Source organism: Citrobacter sp. KTE30, from assembly GCF_000398825.1.
Classification (GTDB): Bacteria; Pseudomonadota; Gammaproteobacteria; order Enterobacterales; family Enterobacteriaceae; genus Citrobacter; species Citrobacter freundii.
In genome coordinates, this window is sequence record NZ_KB976055.1 from 631,307 (window position 1) to 649,248 (window position 17,942).

The following is a 17,942-nucleotide window of genomic DNA, read 5'->3' on the forward strand; positions in this document are numbered from 1 at the left end:
TTTTGCTGAAGTATCGCCTGATTTCTGCTTTTGTTTTAATACCCGTTGTCATCGCGGCGCTGTTTTTGCTGCCGCCGGTGGGGTTCGCCATTGTCACGCTGGTCGTTTGTATGCTGGCCGCCTGGGAATGGGGACAGTTAAGCGGTTTTACCACGCGTACACAGCGAGTCTGGCTGGCGGTTTTGTGCGGGCTATTGCTGGCGCTAATGCTGTTCTTACTGCCGGAATACCATCGCAATATTCATCAGCCGCTGGTTGAAGTATCGCTGTGGGCGTCGCTGGGCTGGTGGGTCGTGGCGCTGTTGCTGGTATTGTTTTATCCCGGCTCTGCGTCGGTCTGGCGTAATTCCAAAACATTACGCATAATTTTCGGCGTGTTAACCATTGTTCCGTTCTTTTGGGGAATGCTGGCGCTACGTGCATGGCACTATGATGAGAATCATTATAGTGGCGCGCTATGGCTGCTGTATGTCATGATCCTCGTTTGGGGAGCGGACTCGGGTGCGTATATGTTTGGTAAGCTGTTTGGCAAACATAAGCTGGCACCGAAGGTTTCTCCTGGTAAAACCTGGCAGGGTTTTATTGGCGGACTCGCCACTGCGGCCGTAATCTCATGGGGTTATGGCATGTGGGCGAATCTTGAAGTTGCGCCTGTCACCTTGCTCATTTGCTCCATCGTTGCAGCCCTGGCCTCCGTGCTGGGTGACCTGACCGAGAGTATGTTTAAGCGTGAAGCAGGTATTAAGGACAGTGGTCACTTAATTCCAGGACACGGCGGTATTCTGGACCGTATTGATAGCCTGACGGCTGCGGTACCGGTCTTTGCCTGCCTGTTGTTACTGGTATTCAGGACGCTCTAACGGATGGTCTTATGCTGAGTATTCTCTGGAATCTGGCTGCATTCATTGTCGCACTTGGTGTGCTTATCACCGTGCATGAATTTGGTCATTTCTGGGTTGCGCGGCGCTGCGGAGTCCGCGTCGAGCGCTTTTCCATTGGTTTTGGAAAAGCGCTTTGGCGGCGTACCGATAAATTAGGTACGGAATACGTTATCGCCCTGATTCCCCTCGGCGGTTACGTCAAAATGCTGGATGAGCGCGCTGAACCAGTCGCACCGGAGCTGCGCCATTACGCTTTCAACAATAAAACGGTTGGACAACGCGCAGCCATCATCGCCGCAGGTCCGATTGCAAACTTCCTTTTTGCTATTTTCGCTTACTGGCTGGTGTTTATCATCGGTGTCCCTGGCGTTCGTCCGGTTGTTGGTGAAATAACACCCAACTCGATTGCCGCGCAGGCGCAAATTCAGCCGGGTACGGAACTAAAAGCGGTTGATGGTATCGAAACCCCTGATTGGGATGCCGTGAGATTGCAACTGGTAGCCAAAATTGGCGATGAGCATACGACTCTCAGCGTAGCGCAGTTTGGCAGTAACCAGCGTCAGGACAAAACGCTGGATTTACGTCAGTGGGCATTTGAGCCAGACAAAGAGGATCCCGTCTCCAGTTTAGGGATTCGTCCGCGCGGTCCGCAGATTGAACCGGTGCTGTCAGAAGTGCAGGTTAACTCCGCTGCAAGTAAGGCAGGTTTGCAAGCAGGCGACAGGATCGTTAAAGTCAATGGTCAGCCGCTGACGCAATGGATGACGTTTGTGACGCTGGTGCGCGATAATCCGGATAAGCCGTTAGCGCTAGATATTGAAAGACAAGGAAGTTCCTTGTCTTTAACGTTAACCCCAGATTCAAAACAGGTTAACGGGAAGGCAGAAGGTTTTGCGGGCGTGGTGCCTAAAGTTATTCCTCTGCCTGATGAGTATAAGACTGTACGCCAGTATGGGCCATTCAGCGCCGTCCTCGAAGCCTCGGATAAAACGTGGCAGTTGATGAAGCTGACGGTCAGTATGCTGGGAAAATTGATTACCGGTGATGTAAAACTGAACAACCTCAGTGGGCCGATTTCTATCGCCCAGGGGGCTGGGATGTCAGCGGAATTCGGGGTTATTTATTACCTGATGTTCCTTGCGCTTATCAGCGTGAACTTAGGGATAATCAACCTGTTTCCGTTGCCCGTTCTTGACGGGGGGCATCTGCTGTTCCTGGCGATTGAAAAGCTGAAGGGCGGTCCGGTATCCGAGCGGGTTCAAGACTTTAGTTATCGCATTGGCTCTATCTTGCTGGTGTTGTTAATGGGGCTTGCACTTTTCAATGATTTCTCTCGGTTGTAAGAGAGTGTTAGGAAGAACGCATAATAACGATGGCGATGAAAAAGTTGCTCATAGCGTCGCTGCTGTTTAGCAGCGCCACCGTATACGGTGCTGAAGGGTTCGTAGTGAAGGACATTCATTTCGAAGGCCTACAGCGAGTCGCCGTTGGTGCGGCTCTCCTCAGTATGCCGGTGCGCACAGGCGACACGGTTAATGATGAAGACATCAGTAATACCATTCGTGCTCTGTTCGCCACCGGTAACTTTGAGGATGTCCGCGTCCTGCGCGATGGTGATACCCTTCTGGTTCAGGTAAAAGAGCGTCCGACGATTGCCAGCATCACTTTCTCCGGTAATAAATCGGTGAAAGATGACATGCTCAAGCAAAACCTCGAGGCGTCTGGCGTGCGTGTTGGCGAGTCTCTGGATCGCACCACGCTTGCCGATATCGAAAAAGGCCTGGAAGATTTCTACTATAGCGTCGGTAAGTACAGCGCCAGTGTGAAAGCGGTGGTGACGCCGTTGCCGCGTAACCGCGTTGACCTCAAGCTGGTCTTCCAGGAAGGTGTTTCGGCGAAGATCCAACAGATCAATATCGTCGGCAACCATGCCTTCACGACTGACGAACTTATCTCTCACTTCCAGTTGCGTGATGAAGTACCGTGGTGGAACGTGGTGGGCGATCGCAAATACCAGAAACAGAAACTGGCGGGCGACCTTGAAACCCTGCGCAGTTACTATCTGGATCGCGGTTATGCCCGCTTCAATATCGATTCCACTCAGGTCAGCCTGACGCCGGATAAAAAAGGTATCTACATCACCGTTAACATCACAGAAGGCGAGCAGTACAAGCTTTCTGGTGTTCAGGTGAGCGGTAACCTGGCCGGGCACTCCGCCGAAATTGAGACCCTGACGAAGATCGAGCCAGGTGAACTCTATAACGGCACCAAAGTGACCAAAATGGAAGATGATATCAAGAAGCTCCTGGGTCGCTATGGCTATGCCTATCCGCGCGTACAGTCGCAGCCTGAAATCAACGACGCTGACAAAACCGTTAAATTACGCGTAAACGTGGATGCGGGTAACCGTTTCTATGTGCGTAAGATTCGTTTTGAAGGTAACGACACCTCTAAAGATTCCGTTCTGCGTCGCGAAATGCGTCAGATGGAAGGTGCATGGTTGGGCAGCGATCTGGTCGACCAGGGTAAAGAGCGTCTGAACCGTCTGGGTTACTTTGAAACAGTTGATACCGATACTCAGCGTGTCCCGGGCAGCCCGGATCAGGTTGATGTAGTCTACAAGGTCAAAGAGCGTAACACCGGTAGCTTTAACTTCGGCGTCGGTTACGGTACTGAAAGCGGCGTGAGCTTCCAGGCTGGCGTTCAGCAAGATAACTGGTTAGGTACCGGTTATTCTGTCGGCATCAACGGCACCAAAAACGACTACCAGACCTATACTGAGTTGTCAGTGACCAACCCGTACTTCACCGTTGATGGTGTGAGCCTGGGTGGCCGTGTCTTCTATAACGATTTTGAAGCGAATGATGCGGATCTGTCCGACTATACCAACAAAAGTTATGGTACAGATGTCACGCTTGGCTTCCCGGTAAACGAATACAACACGTTGCGTGCTGGCCTGGGCTATGTCCATAACAAACTGTCCAACATGCAGCCGCAGGTTGCGATGGATCGTTATCTTGAGTCAATGGGCGAGACCAATACCAACAGCTTTGCCGCTGATGACTTCACCTTTAACTACGGTTGGACGTACAACAAACTGGACCGTGGGTATTTCCCAACGGACGGTACACGCGTCAACCTGAACGGTAAAGTGACCATTCCGGGTTCTGATAACGAATACTACAAAGTGTCGATGGATACCGCGACCTATGTGCCGATCGATGACGATCACAAGTGGGTGGTTTTAGGACGTACGAAGGTAGGCTATGGCGACGGCATTGGCAGCAAAGAAATGCCGTTCTATGAGAACTTCTATGCGGGTGGTTCCAGCACCGTGCGTGGCTTCCAGTCGAATACTATCGGTCCAAAAGCAGTCTACAAAAACGGTGCTTACGCCAGTGGTTCTGATAATAGTGACTACGAAGAGTGTTCCAACGCGGACGGTAAGGACTGTAAATCGGATGACGCAGTGGGCGGTAACGCCATGGCTGTCGCCAGCCTGGAGTTTATTACCCCAACGCCGTTCATTAGCGACAAGTATGCCAACTCGGTTCGTACCTCGTTCTTCTGGGATATGGGTACCGTTTGGGATACTAACTGGCAGGATAGCGCTCAAACACGTGCTATAGGTGTGCCGGACTACAGTGATCCAAGTAATATCCGTATGTCAGCGGGTATCGCTTTACAATGGATGTCCCCATTGGGGCCGTTGGTTTTCTCCTACGCCCAGCCGTTCAAGAAGTACGATGGAGACAAAGCGGAACAGTTCCAGTTTAACATTGGTAAAACCTGGTAATTGTTCTTCGCAAAGGAATGTAGTGGTAGTGTAGCGATGACTTTAGGCGATCTTGCATGGGATCGCCTGGCCACGCAAAGAACTGCACCTTCGGGTGCAAATGGGATGGTAAGGAGTTAATTGTGAAAAAGTGGTTATTAGCTGCAGGTCTCGGTTTAGCGATGGCAACGTCCGCACAAGCGGCTGACAAAATTGCAATCGTCAACATGGGTAGCCTGTTCCAACAGGTTGCACAGAAGACAGGTGTTTCTGCTACGCTGGAAAACGAGTTCAAAGGCCGTGCCAGCGAACTGCAGCGTATGGAATCCGATCTGCAATCTAAGATGCAGCGTCTGCAATCAATGAAAGCAGGTAGCGATCGTACCAAGCTGGAAAAAGACGTTATGGCTCAGCGCCAGACTTTCTCTCAGAAAGCTCAGGCTTTTGAGCAGGATCGTGCGCGTCGCTCCAACGAAGAACGTGGCAAACTGGTTACTCGTATCCAGACTGCTGTGAAATCTGTTGCCAGCAGCCAGAGCATTGATCTGGTCGTTGACGCAAACACCGTTGCATACAACAGCAGCGATGTAAAAGACATCACCGCTGACGTACTGAAACAGGTTAAATAAGTAATGCCTTCAATTCGACTGGCTGATTTAGCAGAGCAGTTGGATGCAGAATTACACGGTGATGGCGATATCGTCATCACCGGCGTAGCGTCCATGCAATCTGCGCAAACTGGCAATATCACGTTCATGGTGAATCCTAAGTACCGTGAACACTTAGGCGTATGCCAGGCTTCTGCCGTAGTAATGACGCAGGACGATCTTCCTTTTGCTAAAAGTGCCGCGTTGGTAGTGAAGAATCCCTACCTGACCTATGCACGTATGGCGCAAATTTTAGATACCACGCCTCAGCCTGCACAGAACATTGCACCGAGTGCAGTGATCGATGCAACGGCGAAGCTGGGTAGTAATGTCTCTGTGGGCGCAAATGCGGTCATTGAGTCTGGCGTAGAACTGGGTGATAACGTCGTTATCGGCGCAGGCTGCTTCGTCGGAAAAAATACTAAAATCGGTGCAGGTTCACGCTTGTGGGCGAATGTGACGATTTACCACGACATTCAGATCGGTGAGAATTGCCTGATCCAGTCAAGCACTGTCGTTGGATCTGATGGATTTGGTTACGCGAACGATCGCGGTAACTGGGTAAAGATCCCGCAGCTTGGTCGCGTGATTATCGGCGATCGCGTCGAGATCGGCGCTTGTACCACCATTGACCGTGGTGCTCTGGACGATACTGTGATCGGTAATGGTGTTATCATTGATAACCAGTGCCAGATTGCGCATAACGTTGTGATTGGCGACAATACGGCAGTAGCCGGTGGCGTCATTATGGCGGGTAGCCTGAAGATTGGCCGTTACTGCATGATTGGCGGCGCCAGCGTGATCAATGGGCATATGGAAATATGCGACAAAGTCACGGTGACTGGCATGGGTATGGTGATGCGTCCTATCACCGAACCTGGCGTCTATTCCTCAGGCATTCCGCTACAACCCAATAAGGTATGGCGTAAAACAGCTGCACTGGTGATGAATATTGATGATATGAGCAAGCGCCTCAAAGCGATTGAGCGCAAGGTTAATCAACAAGACTAAAGCACCGTTTTTGCATGTCTGACTTTTCGGCCTGTCCCATTCATACGATTGCGACAGGCCGTGTTATTATTGCCTTTTAGTATATTTTGACAGGAAGAGTATTTTGACTACTAACACTCATACTCTGCATATTGAAGAGATTTTAGAACTTCTGCCGCACCGTTTTCCGTTTCTGCTGGTTGATCGCGTGCTGGATTTTGAAGAAGGTCGTTTTCTGCGCGCAGTGAAAAATGTATCCGTTAACGAGCCTTTCTTTCAGGGCCACTTCCCGGGTAAACCTATTTTCCCTGGCGTATTGATTCTGGAAGCGATGGCACAGGCTACCGGTATCCTTGCGTTTAAAAGCGTAGGAAAACTGGAACCAGGCGAACTGTATTATTTCGCGGGTATTGACGAAGCACGCTTTAAGCGTCCTGTCGTGCCTGGCGATCAGATGATCATGGAAGTGACTTTCGAGAAAACGCGCCGTGGCCTGACCCGTTTTAAAGGGGTTGCGCTGGTCGACGGTAAAGTTGTGTGCGAAGCAACGATGATGTGTGCCCGTAGCCGGGAGGCCTGATACGTGATTGATAAATCCGCCTTTATTCACCCGACCGCCATTGTAGAAGAGGGCGCCAGCATTGGTGCCAATGCTCACATTGGCCCATTTTGTATTGTTGGACCCCATGTTGAAATTGGTGAGGGTACCGTACTGAAGTCTCACGTTGTCGTGAATGGCCATACAAAAATTGGTCGCGATAACGAGATCTATCAGTTTGCCTCCATCGGTGAAGTTAACCAGGATCTTAAATATGCTGGCGAACCGACCCGTGTGGAAATTGGCGATCGCAACCGCATCCGCGAAAGCGTCACCATTCATCGTGGCACAGTGCAGGGCGGTGGAGTGACGAAGGTGGGCAGCGATAACTTACTGATGATTAATGCGCACGTCGCGCATGATTGTACGGTAGGAAACCGCTGTATTCTGGCGAATAACGCCACGCTTGCCGGACATGTTTCGCTGGATGATTTTGTTATCATCGGCGGCATGACTGCGGTGCATCAGTTCTGCATCATCGGTGCTCATGTGATGGTTGGTGGCTGTTCTGGTGTAGCCCAGGACGTGCCTCCGTACGTTATCGCCCAGGGCAACCACGCGACGCCGTTTGGCGTCAATATCGAAGGTCTGAAGCGTCGTGGATTCACCCGCGAAGCGATTACCGCGATTCGTAACGCCTACAAAGCGTTGTACCGTAGTGGTAAAACGCTGGAAGAAGTGAAACCAGAAATCGCGGAACTGGCGAAACAGTACCCCGAAGTTCAGGCTTTCAGCGACTTCTTTGAGCGCTCAACGCGTGGCCTGATTCGTTAATGACTGAACAGCGTCCTTTAACGATTGCCCTCGTCGCCGGAGAAACCTCCGGCGATATTCTTGGTGCAGGGTTAATCCGTGCACTCAAGGCTCGCGTTCCCAATGCGCGTTTTGTTGGTGTGGCGGGTCCGCTGATGCAGGCCGAAGGCTGTGAAGCCTGGTACGAAATGGAAGAGCTGGCGGTCATGGGCATTGTTGAAGTGCTCGGACGTCTGCGCCGTTTACTGCATATTCGTGCCGACCTCACTCGCCGATTCACCGACTTAAAGCCGGATGTTTTCGTTGGCATTGATGCACCTGATTTCAACATTACCCTCGAAGGGAACTTGAAAAAACAGGGCATTAAAACCATTCATTATGTCAGTCCGTCCGTCTGGGCGTGGCGACAGAAACGCGTTTTCAAAATAGGCAGATCCACCAACATGGTGCTGGCCTTTCTGCCTTTCGAAAAAGCGTTTTATGACAAATTTAACGTCCCGTGCCGCTTTATAGGTCATACCATGGCGGATGCCATGCCGTTGGACCCGGATAAAAACGCGGCACGTGATATTCTGGGCATTCCTCATGACGCTCACTGCCTGGCGCTACTGCCAGGAAGCCGTGGTGCAGAAGTGGAGATGCTCAGCGCCGATTTTCTGAAAACGGCGCAGCTATTACGCCAGCATTATCCGGATCTCGAAGTGGTGGTGCCGTTGGTGAATGCCAAACGTCGCGAGCAGTTTGAACGCATTAAAGCGGAAGTTGCACCGGAGCTTTCCGTACATCTGCTCAATGGTATGGGACGTGAAGCAATGGTGGCCAGCGACGCCGCACTGCTGGCTTCAGGTACCGCCGCGCTGGAATGTATGCTGGCAAAATGCCCGATGGTGGTTGGCTACCGTATGAAACCCTTCACCTTCTGGCTGGCGAAGCGTCTGGTGAAGACTGATTACGTTTCGCTACCTAACCTGTTGGCGGGAAGAGAACTGGTTAAAGAGCTGTTGCAGGAAGAGTGTGAACCGCAGGCGCTGTCGCAAGCGCTGTTGCCGTTGCTGGCGAAGGGTAAAACCAGCCATGCGATGCACGACACATTCCGTGAACTGCACCAGCAGATCCGTTGCAATGCTGATGAGCAGGCAGCGGATGCGGTCCTGGAGTTAGCGCAATGATTGAATTTGTGTATCCGCATACGCATTTAGTGGCGGGTGTGGATGAAGTCGGACGCGGCCCTTTGGTCGGCGCGGTCGTCACTGCTGCCGTCATTCTGGATCCGGCTCGCCCTATTATCGGTCTTAACGACTCAAAAAAACTGTCAGAAAAACGTCGCCTGGCGCTGTTTGATGAAATTAAAGAAAAGGCGTTAAGCTGGAGCCTGGGTCGGGCAGAACCGCATGAAATCGACGAACTGAACATTTTGCATGCTACCATGCTGGCCATGCAGCGTGCAGTTGCGGGTCTGCATATTGCGCCTGAATACGTGCTGATTGACGGCAATCGTTGCCCGGCATTACCGGTACCGTCGATGGCGGTGGTCAAAGGTGATAGCCGCGTGGCGGAGATTAGCGCCGCATCGATTCTGGCAAAAGTGACCCGTGACGCTGAAATGGCGGCGCTGGATACGGTTTTTCCACAGTATGGTTTTGCACAGCACAAAGGTTATCCAACCGCATTTCATCTGGAAAAATTGGCACTGCATGGTGCGACTGAGCACCATCGCCGCAGCTTTGGCCCCGTCAAACGCGCACTGGGACTCTCGTCCTGATTCTTGTGTCGAAGGAATCTGAAGATGTCTGAACCACGTTTCGTCCACCTACGGGTGCACAGCGACTACTCCATGATCGATGGGCTGGCGAAAACCGGACCGCTGGTAAAAAAGGCGGCCGCGTTAGGCATGCCTGCGCTGGCGATCACCGATTTTACCAACCTGTGTGGTCTGGTGAAGTTTTACGGAGCGGGCCATGGCGCGGGTATCAAGCCGATAGTTGGCGCAGATTTTCATGTCCGCAGTGAGCTGTTGGGCGATGAACTCACGCAGCTTACCGTGCTGGCCGCAAATAATACCGGCTATCAGAACCTGACGTTGTTGATTTCGAAAGCCTATCAGCGCGGCTATGGCGCAGAAGGACCGGTTATCGACCGGGACTGGCTGATCGAACTAAAAGAAGGTTTGATTTTGCTCTCCGGCGGTCGCATGGGCGATGTCGGACGAAGTCTGCTGCGCGGCAATAACGCACTGGTTGACGAGTGCGTGGCGTTTTACGAAGAACATTTTCCCAATTGCTATTTCCTCGAACTGATTCGCACCGGCAGGCAAGATGAAGAAAATTATCTGCACGCAGCCGTAGCACTGGCCGAAACGCGTGGTCTACCAGTGGTGGCGACTAACGATGTCCGCTTCCTTGAAACCGGAGATTTCGATGCGCATGAAATCCGCGTAGCGATCCACGACGGCTTTACCCTTGATGATCCGAAACGCCCGCGTAACTATTCGCCGCAGCAGTACATGCGCAGCGAAGATGAGATGTGCGAGCTGTTCTCCGATATTCCGGAAGCACTGCAAAACACCGTCGAGATAGCTAAACGCTGCAACGTGACGGTGCGTCTGGGCGAGTATTTCCTGCCGCAGTTCCCGACCGGCGATATGACCACCGAAGATTTCCTTGTGGCGAAATCACGCGAAGGGCTGGAAGAACGTCTCGAATTTTTGTTCCCTGACCCTGAAGTTCGTGCGCAGAAGCGCCCACCTTACGATGAACGTCTGGAAGTTGAACTTAAAGTTATCAACCAGATGGGATTCCCGGGCTACTTCCTGATCGTTATGGAATTTATCCAGTGGTCGAAAGATAACGGCGTACCAGTAGGCCCGGGACGTGGTTCCGGTGCTGGCTCACTTGTTGCCTATGCGCTGAAAATTACCGATCTCGACCCGCTGGAATTTGACCTGCTGTTCGAACGTTTCCTTAACCCGGAACGTGTCTCAATGCCCGACTTCGACGTTGACTTCTGTATGGAGAAACGCGACCAGGTCATCGAGCACGTGGCGGAAATGTACGGTCGTGATGCGGTTTCGCAGATTATTACCTTCGGTACGATGGCAGCAAAAGCGGTTATCCGCGACGTGGGCCGCGTACTGGGGCATCCGTACGGCTTCGTTGACCGTATTTCGAAGCTGGTGCCGCCCGATCCGGGCATGACGCTGGCAAAAGCCTTTGAAGCCGAACCCCAACTGCCGGAAATTTATGAGGCAGATGAAGAGGTTAAAGCGCTGATCGATATGGCGCGTAAGCTGGAAGGCGTCACGCGTAACGCCGGTAAGCACGCCGGTGGTGTGGTTATCGCACCGACCAAAATTACTGATTTTGCTCCGCTGTACTGCGATGAACAGGGGCTGCACCCGGTTACTCAGTTTGATAAGAACGATGTGGAATATGCCGGTCTTGTGAAGTTCGACTTCCTCGGCCTGCGTACGCTCACCATCATCAACTGGGCGCTGGAAATGATCAACGCGCGCCGTGAAAAGAACGGTGAGCCACCGCTGGATATTGCGGCTATCCCGCTGGATGACAAGAAAAGCTTCGATATGCTGCAACGCTCGGAGACCACGGCGGTATTCCAGCTTGAATCCCGCGGCATGAAAGACCTGATCAAACGTCTGCAGCCTGACTGCTTCGAAGATATGATCGCACTGGTGGCTCTGTTCCGCCCTGGCCCGCTACAGTCGGGGATGGTAGATAACTTTATCGACCGTAAGCATGGTCGCGAAGAGATTTCCTATCCGGATGTACAATGGCAGCATGAGTGTCTGAAACCGGTACTGGAGCCGACCTACGGCATTATCCTGTATCAGGAACAGGTTATGCAGATTGCCCAGGAGTTGTCCGGGTACACCCTTGGCGGCGCGGATATGCTGCGTCGTGCGATGGGTAAGAAAAAGCCGGAAGAAATGGCCAAGCAGCGCGGCACCTTTGAAGAAGGGGCGAAAAAGCGCGGCGTAGACGGCGAACTGGCGATGAAAATCTTTGACCTGGTGGAGAAATTCGCCGGTTACGGATTTAACAAATCGCACTCCGCTGCCTATGCGCTGGTTTCTTACCAGACTCTGTGGCTGAAGGCGCATTATCCTGCCGAGTTTATGGCGGCGGTAATGACCGCCGATATGGATAACACCGAGAAAGTCGTCGGACTGGTGGATGAATGCTGGCGCATGGGGCTCAAAATCCTGCCGCCGGATATCAACTCCGGGCTTTACCATTTTCACGTGAATGATGATGGCGAGATTGTTTATGGCATCGGCGCGATAAAAGGCGTGGGTGAAGGGCCAATTGAAGCTATTATTGAGGCGCGTAACGAAGGCGGCTACTTCCGTGAGCTGTTTGATCTCTGCGCGCGCACGGATATCAAAAAACTTAACCGCCGGGTGCTGGAAAAGCTAATCATGTCCGGGGCGTTTGATCGCCTTGGCCCGCATCGTGCAGCGTTGATGAATTCGCTCAACGACGCACTAAAAGCCGCCGATCAGCATGCAAAAGCCGAAGCTATTGGTCAGGCCGATATGTTTGGCGTGCTGGCGGAAGAACCGGAGCAAATTGAACAATCCTATGCCAGCTGCCAACCGTGGCCGGAGCAGGTGGTATTAGACGGTGAGCGTGAAACGTTGGGGCTTTATCTGACGGGACACCCCATTAACCAGTATTTAAAAGAAATTGAGCGCTATGTCGGAGGCTACAGGCTGAAAGACATGCATCCGACAGAACGTGGTAAAGTCACCACGGCTGCGGGGCTCGTCATTGCTGCGCGGGTAATGGTCACCAAGCGCGGCAATCGTATCGGCATCTGTACACTGGATGACCGTTCCGGACGTCTGGAGGTTATGTTGTTTACCGATGCTCTGGATAAATACCAGCAATTGCTGGAAAAAGACCGCATACTTATCGTCAGCGGACAGGTCAGCTTTGATGACTTCAGTGGCGGGCTTAAAATGATGGCCCGTGAAGTCATGGATATTGACGAAGCCCGGGAAAAATATGCTCGCGGGCTTGCTATCTCGCTGACGGACAGGCAAATTGATGACCAGCTTTTAAACCGACTCCGTCAGTCTCTGGAACCCCACCGCTCGGGGACAATTCCAGTACATCTCTACTATCAGAGGGCGGATGCACGTGCGCGGTTGCGTTTTGGCGCGACGTGGCGTGTCTCTCCGAGCGATCGTTTGCTAAACGATCTCCGTGGCCTTATTGGTTCGGAGCAGGTGGAACTGGAGTTTGACTAATACAGGAATACTATGAGTCTGAATTTCCTTGATTTTGAACAGCCGATTGCAGAGCTGGAAGCAAAAATCGATTCTTTGACTGCGGTTAGCCGTCAGGATGAGAAACTGGATATTAACATCGATGAAGAAGTGCATCGTCTGCGTGAAAAAAGCGTAGAACTGACGCGTAAAATCTTCGCCGATCTTGGCGCATGGCAGGTAGCCCAACTGGCGCGCCATCCACAGCGTCCGTACACCCTGGATTATGTCCGCCTGGCGTTTGATGAATTTGATGAGCTGGCGGGCGATCGAGCCTATGCGGATGATAAAGCTATTGTCGGCGGTATCGCGCGTCTGGATGGCCGTCCGGTGATGATCATTGGTCATCAGAAAGGCCGTGAGACCAAAGAAAAGATTCGCCGTAATTTCGGCATGCCAGCGCCGGAAGGCTATCGCAAAGCGCTGCGCCTGATGGAAATGGCCGAGCGCTTCAACATGCCGATCATTACCTTCATCGACACCCCAGGGGCTTACCCGGGCGTGGGCGCAGAAGAACGTGGTCAGTCAGAAGCGATTGCGCGCAACCTGCGTGAAATGTCGCGTCTGAGCGTACCGGTAATCTGCACCGTTATCGGTGAAGGTGGTTCCGGCGGCGCGCTGGCGATCGGCGTAGGCGATAAAGTGAATATGCTGCAATATAGCACCTATTCCGTTATCTCCCCGGAAGGTTGTGCTTCCATTCTGTGGAAAAGCGCCGACAAAGCGCCGCTGGCCGCAGAAGCAATGGGAATTATCGCGCCGCGTCTGAAAGAGCTGAAGCTGATTGACTCTATCATCCCGGAACCGCTGGGCGGCGCGCACCGCAACCCTGAAGTAATGGCTGCGTCCCTGAAAGCACAGCTGCTGGCCGATCTCGCCGATCTTGACGTGTTAAGCAAAGATGATCTGAAAAACCGTCGTTACCAGCGTCTGATGAGCTACGGTTACGCGTAAACTGCATTAATTCTGAAAAGGGCCACAATGCTGTGGCCCTTTTTTTTACCTGTGGTTTGGCCAGGCTATGATTAACTAAGGTTTTTCCAGGAGGAACGCATGAATATCATTGCCATCATGGGACCGCATGGCGTCTTTTATAAAGATGAGCCCATCAAGGAACTTGAACGTGCGCTGCAGCAGCAGGGGTTTCAGATTATCTGGCCGCAGAATAGCGTCGACCTGCTGAAGTTTATCGAACATAACCCGCGAATTTGCGGCGTCATTTTTGACTGGGATAAATACAGTCTGGAACTGTGCAGCGACATCAACCAGCTCAACGAGTATCTCCCGCTCTACGCCTTTATTAATACCCATTCGACGATGGATGTCAGTGCGCACGACCTGCGCATGGCGCTGTGGTTTTTTGAGTATGCGCTGGGTCAGTCTGAAGACATTGCCACCCGTATCCGCCAGTACACCAGCGAATACCTCGATAACATCACGCCTCCTTTTACCAAAGCGCTGTTTACCTATGTGAAGGAAGGGAAGTATACCTTCTGCACGCCTGGGCACATGGCGGGAACGGCGTACCAGAAAAGTCCGGTCGGCTGCCTGTTCTATGATTTCTTTGGCGGCAATACGCTGAAAGCCGACGTGTCCATTTCCGTAACCGAACTGGGCTCATTGCTTGATCATACCGGTCCGCACCTGGAAGCGGAGGAGTATATCGCGCGTACTTTTGGTGCCGAGCAGAGCTATATGGTGACCAACGGCACCTCGACATCGAACAAGATTGTCGGTATGTATGCTGCACCTGCAGGCAGTACGCTCCTGATTGACCGCAACTGCCATAAGTCACTGGCGCATTTGCTGATGATGAGCGATGTGGTGCCAATCTGGCTGAAGCCTACGCGTAACGCGCTGGGGATCCTCGGCGGTATACCCCGTCGGGAATTTACCCACGCAAGCATTGAACGCAAAGTTGAGGAAACCAATCAGGCGCAATGGCCGGTCCACGCGGTGATCACCAACTCCACCTATGATGGCCTGTTGTATAACACCAACTGGATCAAACAAACGCTGGATGTGCCCTCCATCCATTTTGATTCAGCCTGGGTGCCGTATACCCATTTTCATCCGATCTATCAGGGGAAAAGCGGGATGAGCGGCGAACGGGTACCGGGAAAGGTGATTTTTGAAACTCAGTCCACCCACAAGATGCTGGCGGCGTTGTCACAGGCTTCGCTGATCCACATTAAGGGCGACTATGATGAAGACACGTTCAACGAAGCCTTTATGATGCACACCTCTACGTCTCCGAGCTATCCGATAGTGGCGTCGATAGAAACGGCGGCGGCAATGCTGCGTGGCAATTCAGGCAAGCGGTTAATCAATCGTTCGGTGGAACGGGCGCTGCATTTCCGTAAAGAAGTGCAACGTCTGCGTGAAGAGTCGGATGGTTGGTTCTTTGATATCTGGCAGCCGGAAAAGGTAGATGAAGCAGAGTGCTGGCCGGTAGCGCCAGGTGAAGACTGGCACGGATTTGTTGATGCTGATGCCGACCACATGTTCCTTGACCCGGTGAAGGTCACGATTTTGACGCCGGGAATGGATGAACAGGGAAATATGAGCGAAGAGGGGATCCCCGCGGCGCTGGTGGCGAAATTCCTTGATGAACGCGGCGTCGTAGTCGAGAAGACGGGACCGTATAACCTGTTGTTCCTGTTCAGCATTGGTATTGATAAAACCCGGGCGATGGGGCTGCTACGTGGCCTGACGGAATTTAAGCGCTCGTACGATCTGAATTTACGTGTGAAAAATATGCTGCCGGATCTATATGCTGAAGATCCCGATTTCTATCGCAATATGCGTATTCAGGATCTGGCGCAAGGGATCCATCAGTTGATCCGCCAGCATGATCTCTCCGGGTTGATGCTGCGGGCATTTGATACCTTGCCGGAAATGAAAATGACGCCGCACCAGGCCTGGCAGCGGCAGATCAAAGGTGAGGTCGAAACGGTAGCACTTGATCAACTGGTGGGGCGCGTTTCTGCCAATATGATCCTGCCTTATCCTCCCGGTGTGCCGCTTTTGATGCCCGGGGAAATGATCACTGCCAAAAGCCGGGCTGTCCTCGATTTTCTTCTGATGCTGTGCTCGGTAGGGCAGCGCTACCCTGGATTTGAAACCGATATCCATGGCGCTAAACTGGGCGAGGATGGCCTGTATCGCGTGAGAGTCTTAAAAATGGCATAACGACTTGCCTGACCCCAAGACGTTCGAGTAACGTTCTGACAGAAAAATGAAAGAGGCGATGACGCTATGCTGGGATTAAAACAGGTTCACCATATTGCCATTATTGCGACAGACTACGCGGCGAGTAAGGCATTTTACTGCGATGTGCTTGGCTTTACACTGATGAGCGAAGCCTATCGGGAAGAGAGAGACTCGTGGAAAGGCGATCTGGCATTGAACGGCCAGTATGTGATTGAGCTTTTTTCTTTCCCGTTTCCACCTTGCCGTCCGAGCCGACCGGAAGCCTGTGGTTTGCGTCATCTGGCGTTCAGCGTAGATGACGTGGAAAAGGCGATAATTCATCTGGAAAGCCATGATGTGAAATGCGAGCCGGTACGAATCGATCCGTTTACCGGCAAACGTTTTACGTTTTTTAACGATCCGGACGGATTACCCCTCGAACTGTACGAGCTGTAAGGCTTGTCATTGTGGCGTTAGCCCGGTAACGTGCCGGGCAATGCCATTGTAAGTAACCATCATGACGACACTCACGCTGAACACTTCGCTGCTGAATTCTCAATCGATTCTGGTCGCCTTTAGCGGCGGGCTGGATTCCACCGTATTGCTGCATCAGTTGGTGCAGTGGCGAGCGCTGCATCCTGATGTTGCTTTACGCGCAATCCACATTCATCACGGATTAAGCCCACACGCAGACAGTTGGGTACAGCACTGTGAGTCGGTATGCGCGCAGTGGCAGGTGTCGCTGGTGGTTGAGCGGGTACACCTTGAGGATGATGGTCTGGGCATCGAAGCCCAGGCGCGACGCGCGCGCTATCAGGCGTTTGCGCAGACCTTACTACCGGGCGAGGTGCTGATGACCGCACAGCATCTCGATGACCAGTGTGAAACCTTTCTGCTGGCGCTTAAACGCGGCAGTGGTCCTGCCGGACTTTCCGCCATGGGGGAAAGCTCTCCGTTTGCCGGAACCCAACTGATTCGACCGCTGCTGGCGCAAACGCGAGAGGCGCTTGAAGCATGGGCACGGCAGCATGAATTATGCTGGATTGAAGATGAAAGCAATCAGGATGATACCTACGATCGCAATTTCCTCAGATTGCGCGTTACCCCATTGCTCCAACAGCGCTGGCCGCACTTCGCGCAAGCCGTTGCTCGCAGCGCTGCGCTGTGCGCTGAGCAGGAGAGTTTATTGGATGAACTGCTGGCCAGCGATTTAGCCGATTGCATCACATCCCGCGGAACACTGTTACTGACGCCATTAATGATGATGAGCGGCGTGCGTCGTGCCGCGCTGCTTCGTCGCTGGCTGGCGGGGTTAAATGCGCCGATGCCTTCCCGTGATGGGCTGGAACGTATCTGGCAGGAAGTGGCGCTGGCGCGGGAAGATGCGTCACCAAGTTTTCGCCTCGGGGAGTTCGAGGTCCGTCGTTATCAGTCACAGCTGTGGTGGGTGAAGTCAGTCGATGGGCAAAGCGAAACTGTTATCCCGTGGTTAGAGTGGAAAACACCGTTGACGCTGCCTGCCGGATTGGGTTCGGTTCAGTTAATCTCTGCGGGTGATTTGCGCTTGCCACAAGCGGACGAAGTCGTCAGTATCCGTTTTAAAGCGCCAGGGTTATTGCATATTGTCGGGCGTAACGGCGGACGGAAATTAAAAAAAATCTGGCAGGAGCAGGGGATCCCGCCCTGGCGACGAGATACCACACCGCTGCTGTTTTACGGCGAAACGTTGATTGCGGCTGCGGATGTTTTCGTGACGCGTGAGGGGACGGCGGAAGGTGAAGAAGGCGTGAGGCTGGTATGGCATGCCTGATGGTGCTGC

14 protein-coding genes are annotated in these 17,942 nt (G+C 52.6%); all 14 read left to right on the forward strand.

Annotation, left to right across the window (positions count from 1 at the left end; all coding sequences use genetic code 11):
- Positions 1-2: 2 nt before the first annotated feature.
- Positions 3-860: a phosphatidate cytidylyltransferase gene (gene cdsA / locus WC1_RS19800; RefSeq protein WP_003018541.1), complete on the forward strand. Its 858-nt coding sequence runs from the start codon at positions 3-5 to the stop codon at positions 858-860.
- 11 nt (positions 861-871) lie between these two features.
- Positions 872-2,224, forward strand: coding sequence for a sigma E protease regulator RseP (rseP, locus tag WC1_RS19795; RefSeq protein WP_003837540.1), 1,353 nt, complete (start codon positions 872-874; stop codon positions 2,222-2,224).
- 29 nt (positions 2,225-2,253) lie between these two features.
- On the forward strand, positions 2,254-4,677 hold the full coding sequence (bamA, locus tag WC1_RS19790; protein WP_016149580.1) for an outer membrane protein assembly factor BamA: 2,424 nt from the start codon (positions 2,254-2,256) through the stop codon (positions 4,675-4,677).
- A 122-nt stretch (positions 4,678-4,799) separates the two neighbouring features.
- Positions 4,800-5,285 carry a molecular chaperone Skp gene (skp, locus tag WC1_RS19785; protein WP_003018533.1) on the forward strand — a complete coding sequence of 162 codons (486 nt, stop codon included), beginning with the start codon at positions 4,800-4,802 and terminating at the stop codon, positions 5,283-5,285.
- A gap of 3 nt (positions 5,286-5,288) precedes the next feature.
- Positions 5,289-6,314 carry a UDP-3-O-(3-hydroxymyristoyl)glucosamine N-acyltransferase gene (gene lpxD / locus WC1_RS19780; RefSeq protein ID WP_016149581.1) on the forward strand — a complete coding sequence of 342 codons (1,026 nt, stop codon included), beginning with the start codon at positions 5,289-5,291 and terminating at the stop codon, positions 6,312-6,314.
- A gap of 103 nt (positions 6,315-6,417) precedes the next feature.
- Positions 6,418-6,873 (forward strand): 3-hydroxyacyl-ACP dehydratase FabZ, encoded by a 456-nt coding sequence (fabZ, locus tag WC1_RS19775; RefSeq protein ID WP_003018528.1) that lies wholly within the window; start codon positions 6,418-6,420, stop codon positions 6,871-6,873.
- A gap of 3 nt (positions 6,874-6,876) precedes the next feature.
- Positions 6,877-7,665 carry an acyl-ACP--UDP-N-acetylglucosamine O-acyltransferase gene (lpxA, locus tag WC1_RS19770; protein WP_003018525.1) on the forward strand — a complete coding sequence of 263 codons (789 nt, stop codon included), beginning with the start codon at positions 6,877-6,879 and terminating at the stop codon, positions 7,663-7,665.
- On the forward strand, positions 7,665-8,813 hold the full coding sequence (gene lpxB / locus WC1_RS19765; RefSeq protein WP_003018522.1) for a lipid-A-disaccharide synthase: 1,149 nt from the start codon (positions 7,665-7,667) through the stop codon (positions 8,811-8,813). Before lpxA ends, lpxB begins: the two co-directional genes overlap by 1 nt.
- On the forward strand, positions 8,810-9,406 hold the full coding sequence (rnhB, locus tag WC1_RS19760) for a ribonuclease HII (RefSeq protein WP_003018518.1): 597 nt from the start codon (positions 8,810-8,812) through the stop codon (positions 9,404-9,406). The genes lpxB and rnhB overlap by 4 nt, the downstream gene beginning before the upstream one ends.
- 24 nt (positions 9,407-9,430) lie before the next feature.
- On the forward strand, positions 9,431-12,913 hold the full coding sequence (gene dnaE / locus WC1_RS19755; protein ID WP_003845818.1) for a DNA polymerase III subunit alpha: 3,483 nt from the start codon (positions 9,431-9,433) through the stop codon (positions 12,911-12,913).
- A 12-nt stretch (positions 12,914-12,925) separates the two neighbouring features.
- Positions 12,926-13,885, forward strand: coding sequence for an acetyl-CoA carboxylase carboxyl transferase subunit alpha (gene accA / locus WC1_RS19750; protein ID WP_003018513.1), 960 nt, complete (start codon positions 12,926-12,928; stop codon positions 13,883-13,885).
- A gap of 99 nt (positions 13,886-13,984) precedes the next feature.
- Positions 13,985-16,123 carry a lysine decarboxylase LdcC gene (gene ldcC / locus WC1_RS19745; RefSeq protein WP_016149582.1) on the forward strand — a complete coding sequence of 713 codons (2,139 nt, stop codon included), beginning with the start codon at positions 13,985-13,987 and terminating at the stop codon, positions 16,121-16,123.
- A gap of 66 nt (positions 16,124-16,189) precedes the next feature.
- The gene (locus WC1_RS19740) at positions 16,190-16,579 is read left to right on the forward strand and encodes a VOC family protein (protein WP_003018507.1); all 390 of its coding nucleotides are present in this window, start codon (positions 16,190-16,192) and stop codon (positions 16,577-16,579) included.
- Between the two features lie 61 nt (positions 16,580-16,640).
- A complete protein-coding gene (gene tilS / locus WC1_RS19735; RefSeq protein WP_016149583.1) occupies positions 16,641-17,933 on the forward strand; it encodes a tRNA lysidine(34) synthetase TilS in 1,293 nt (430 codons plus the stop codon).
- Positions 17,934-17,942: the final 9 nt, after the last annotated feature.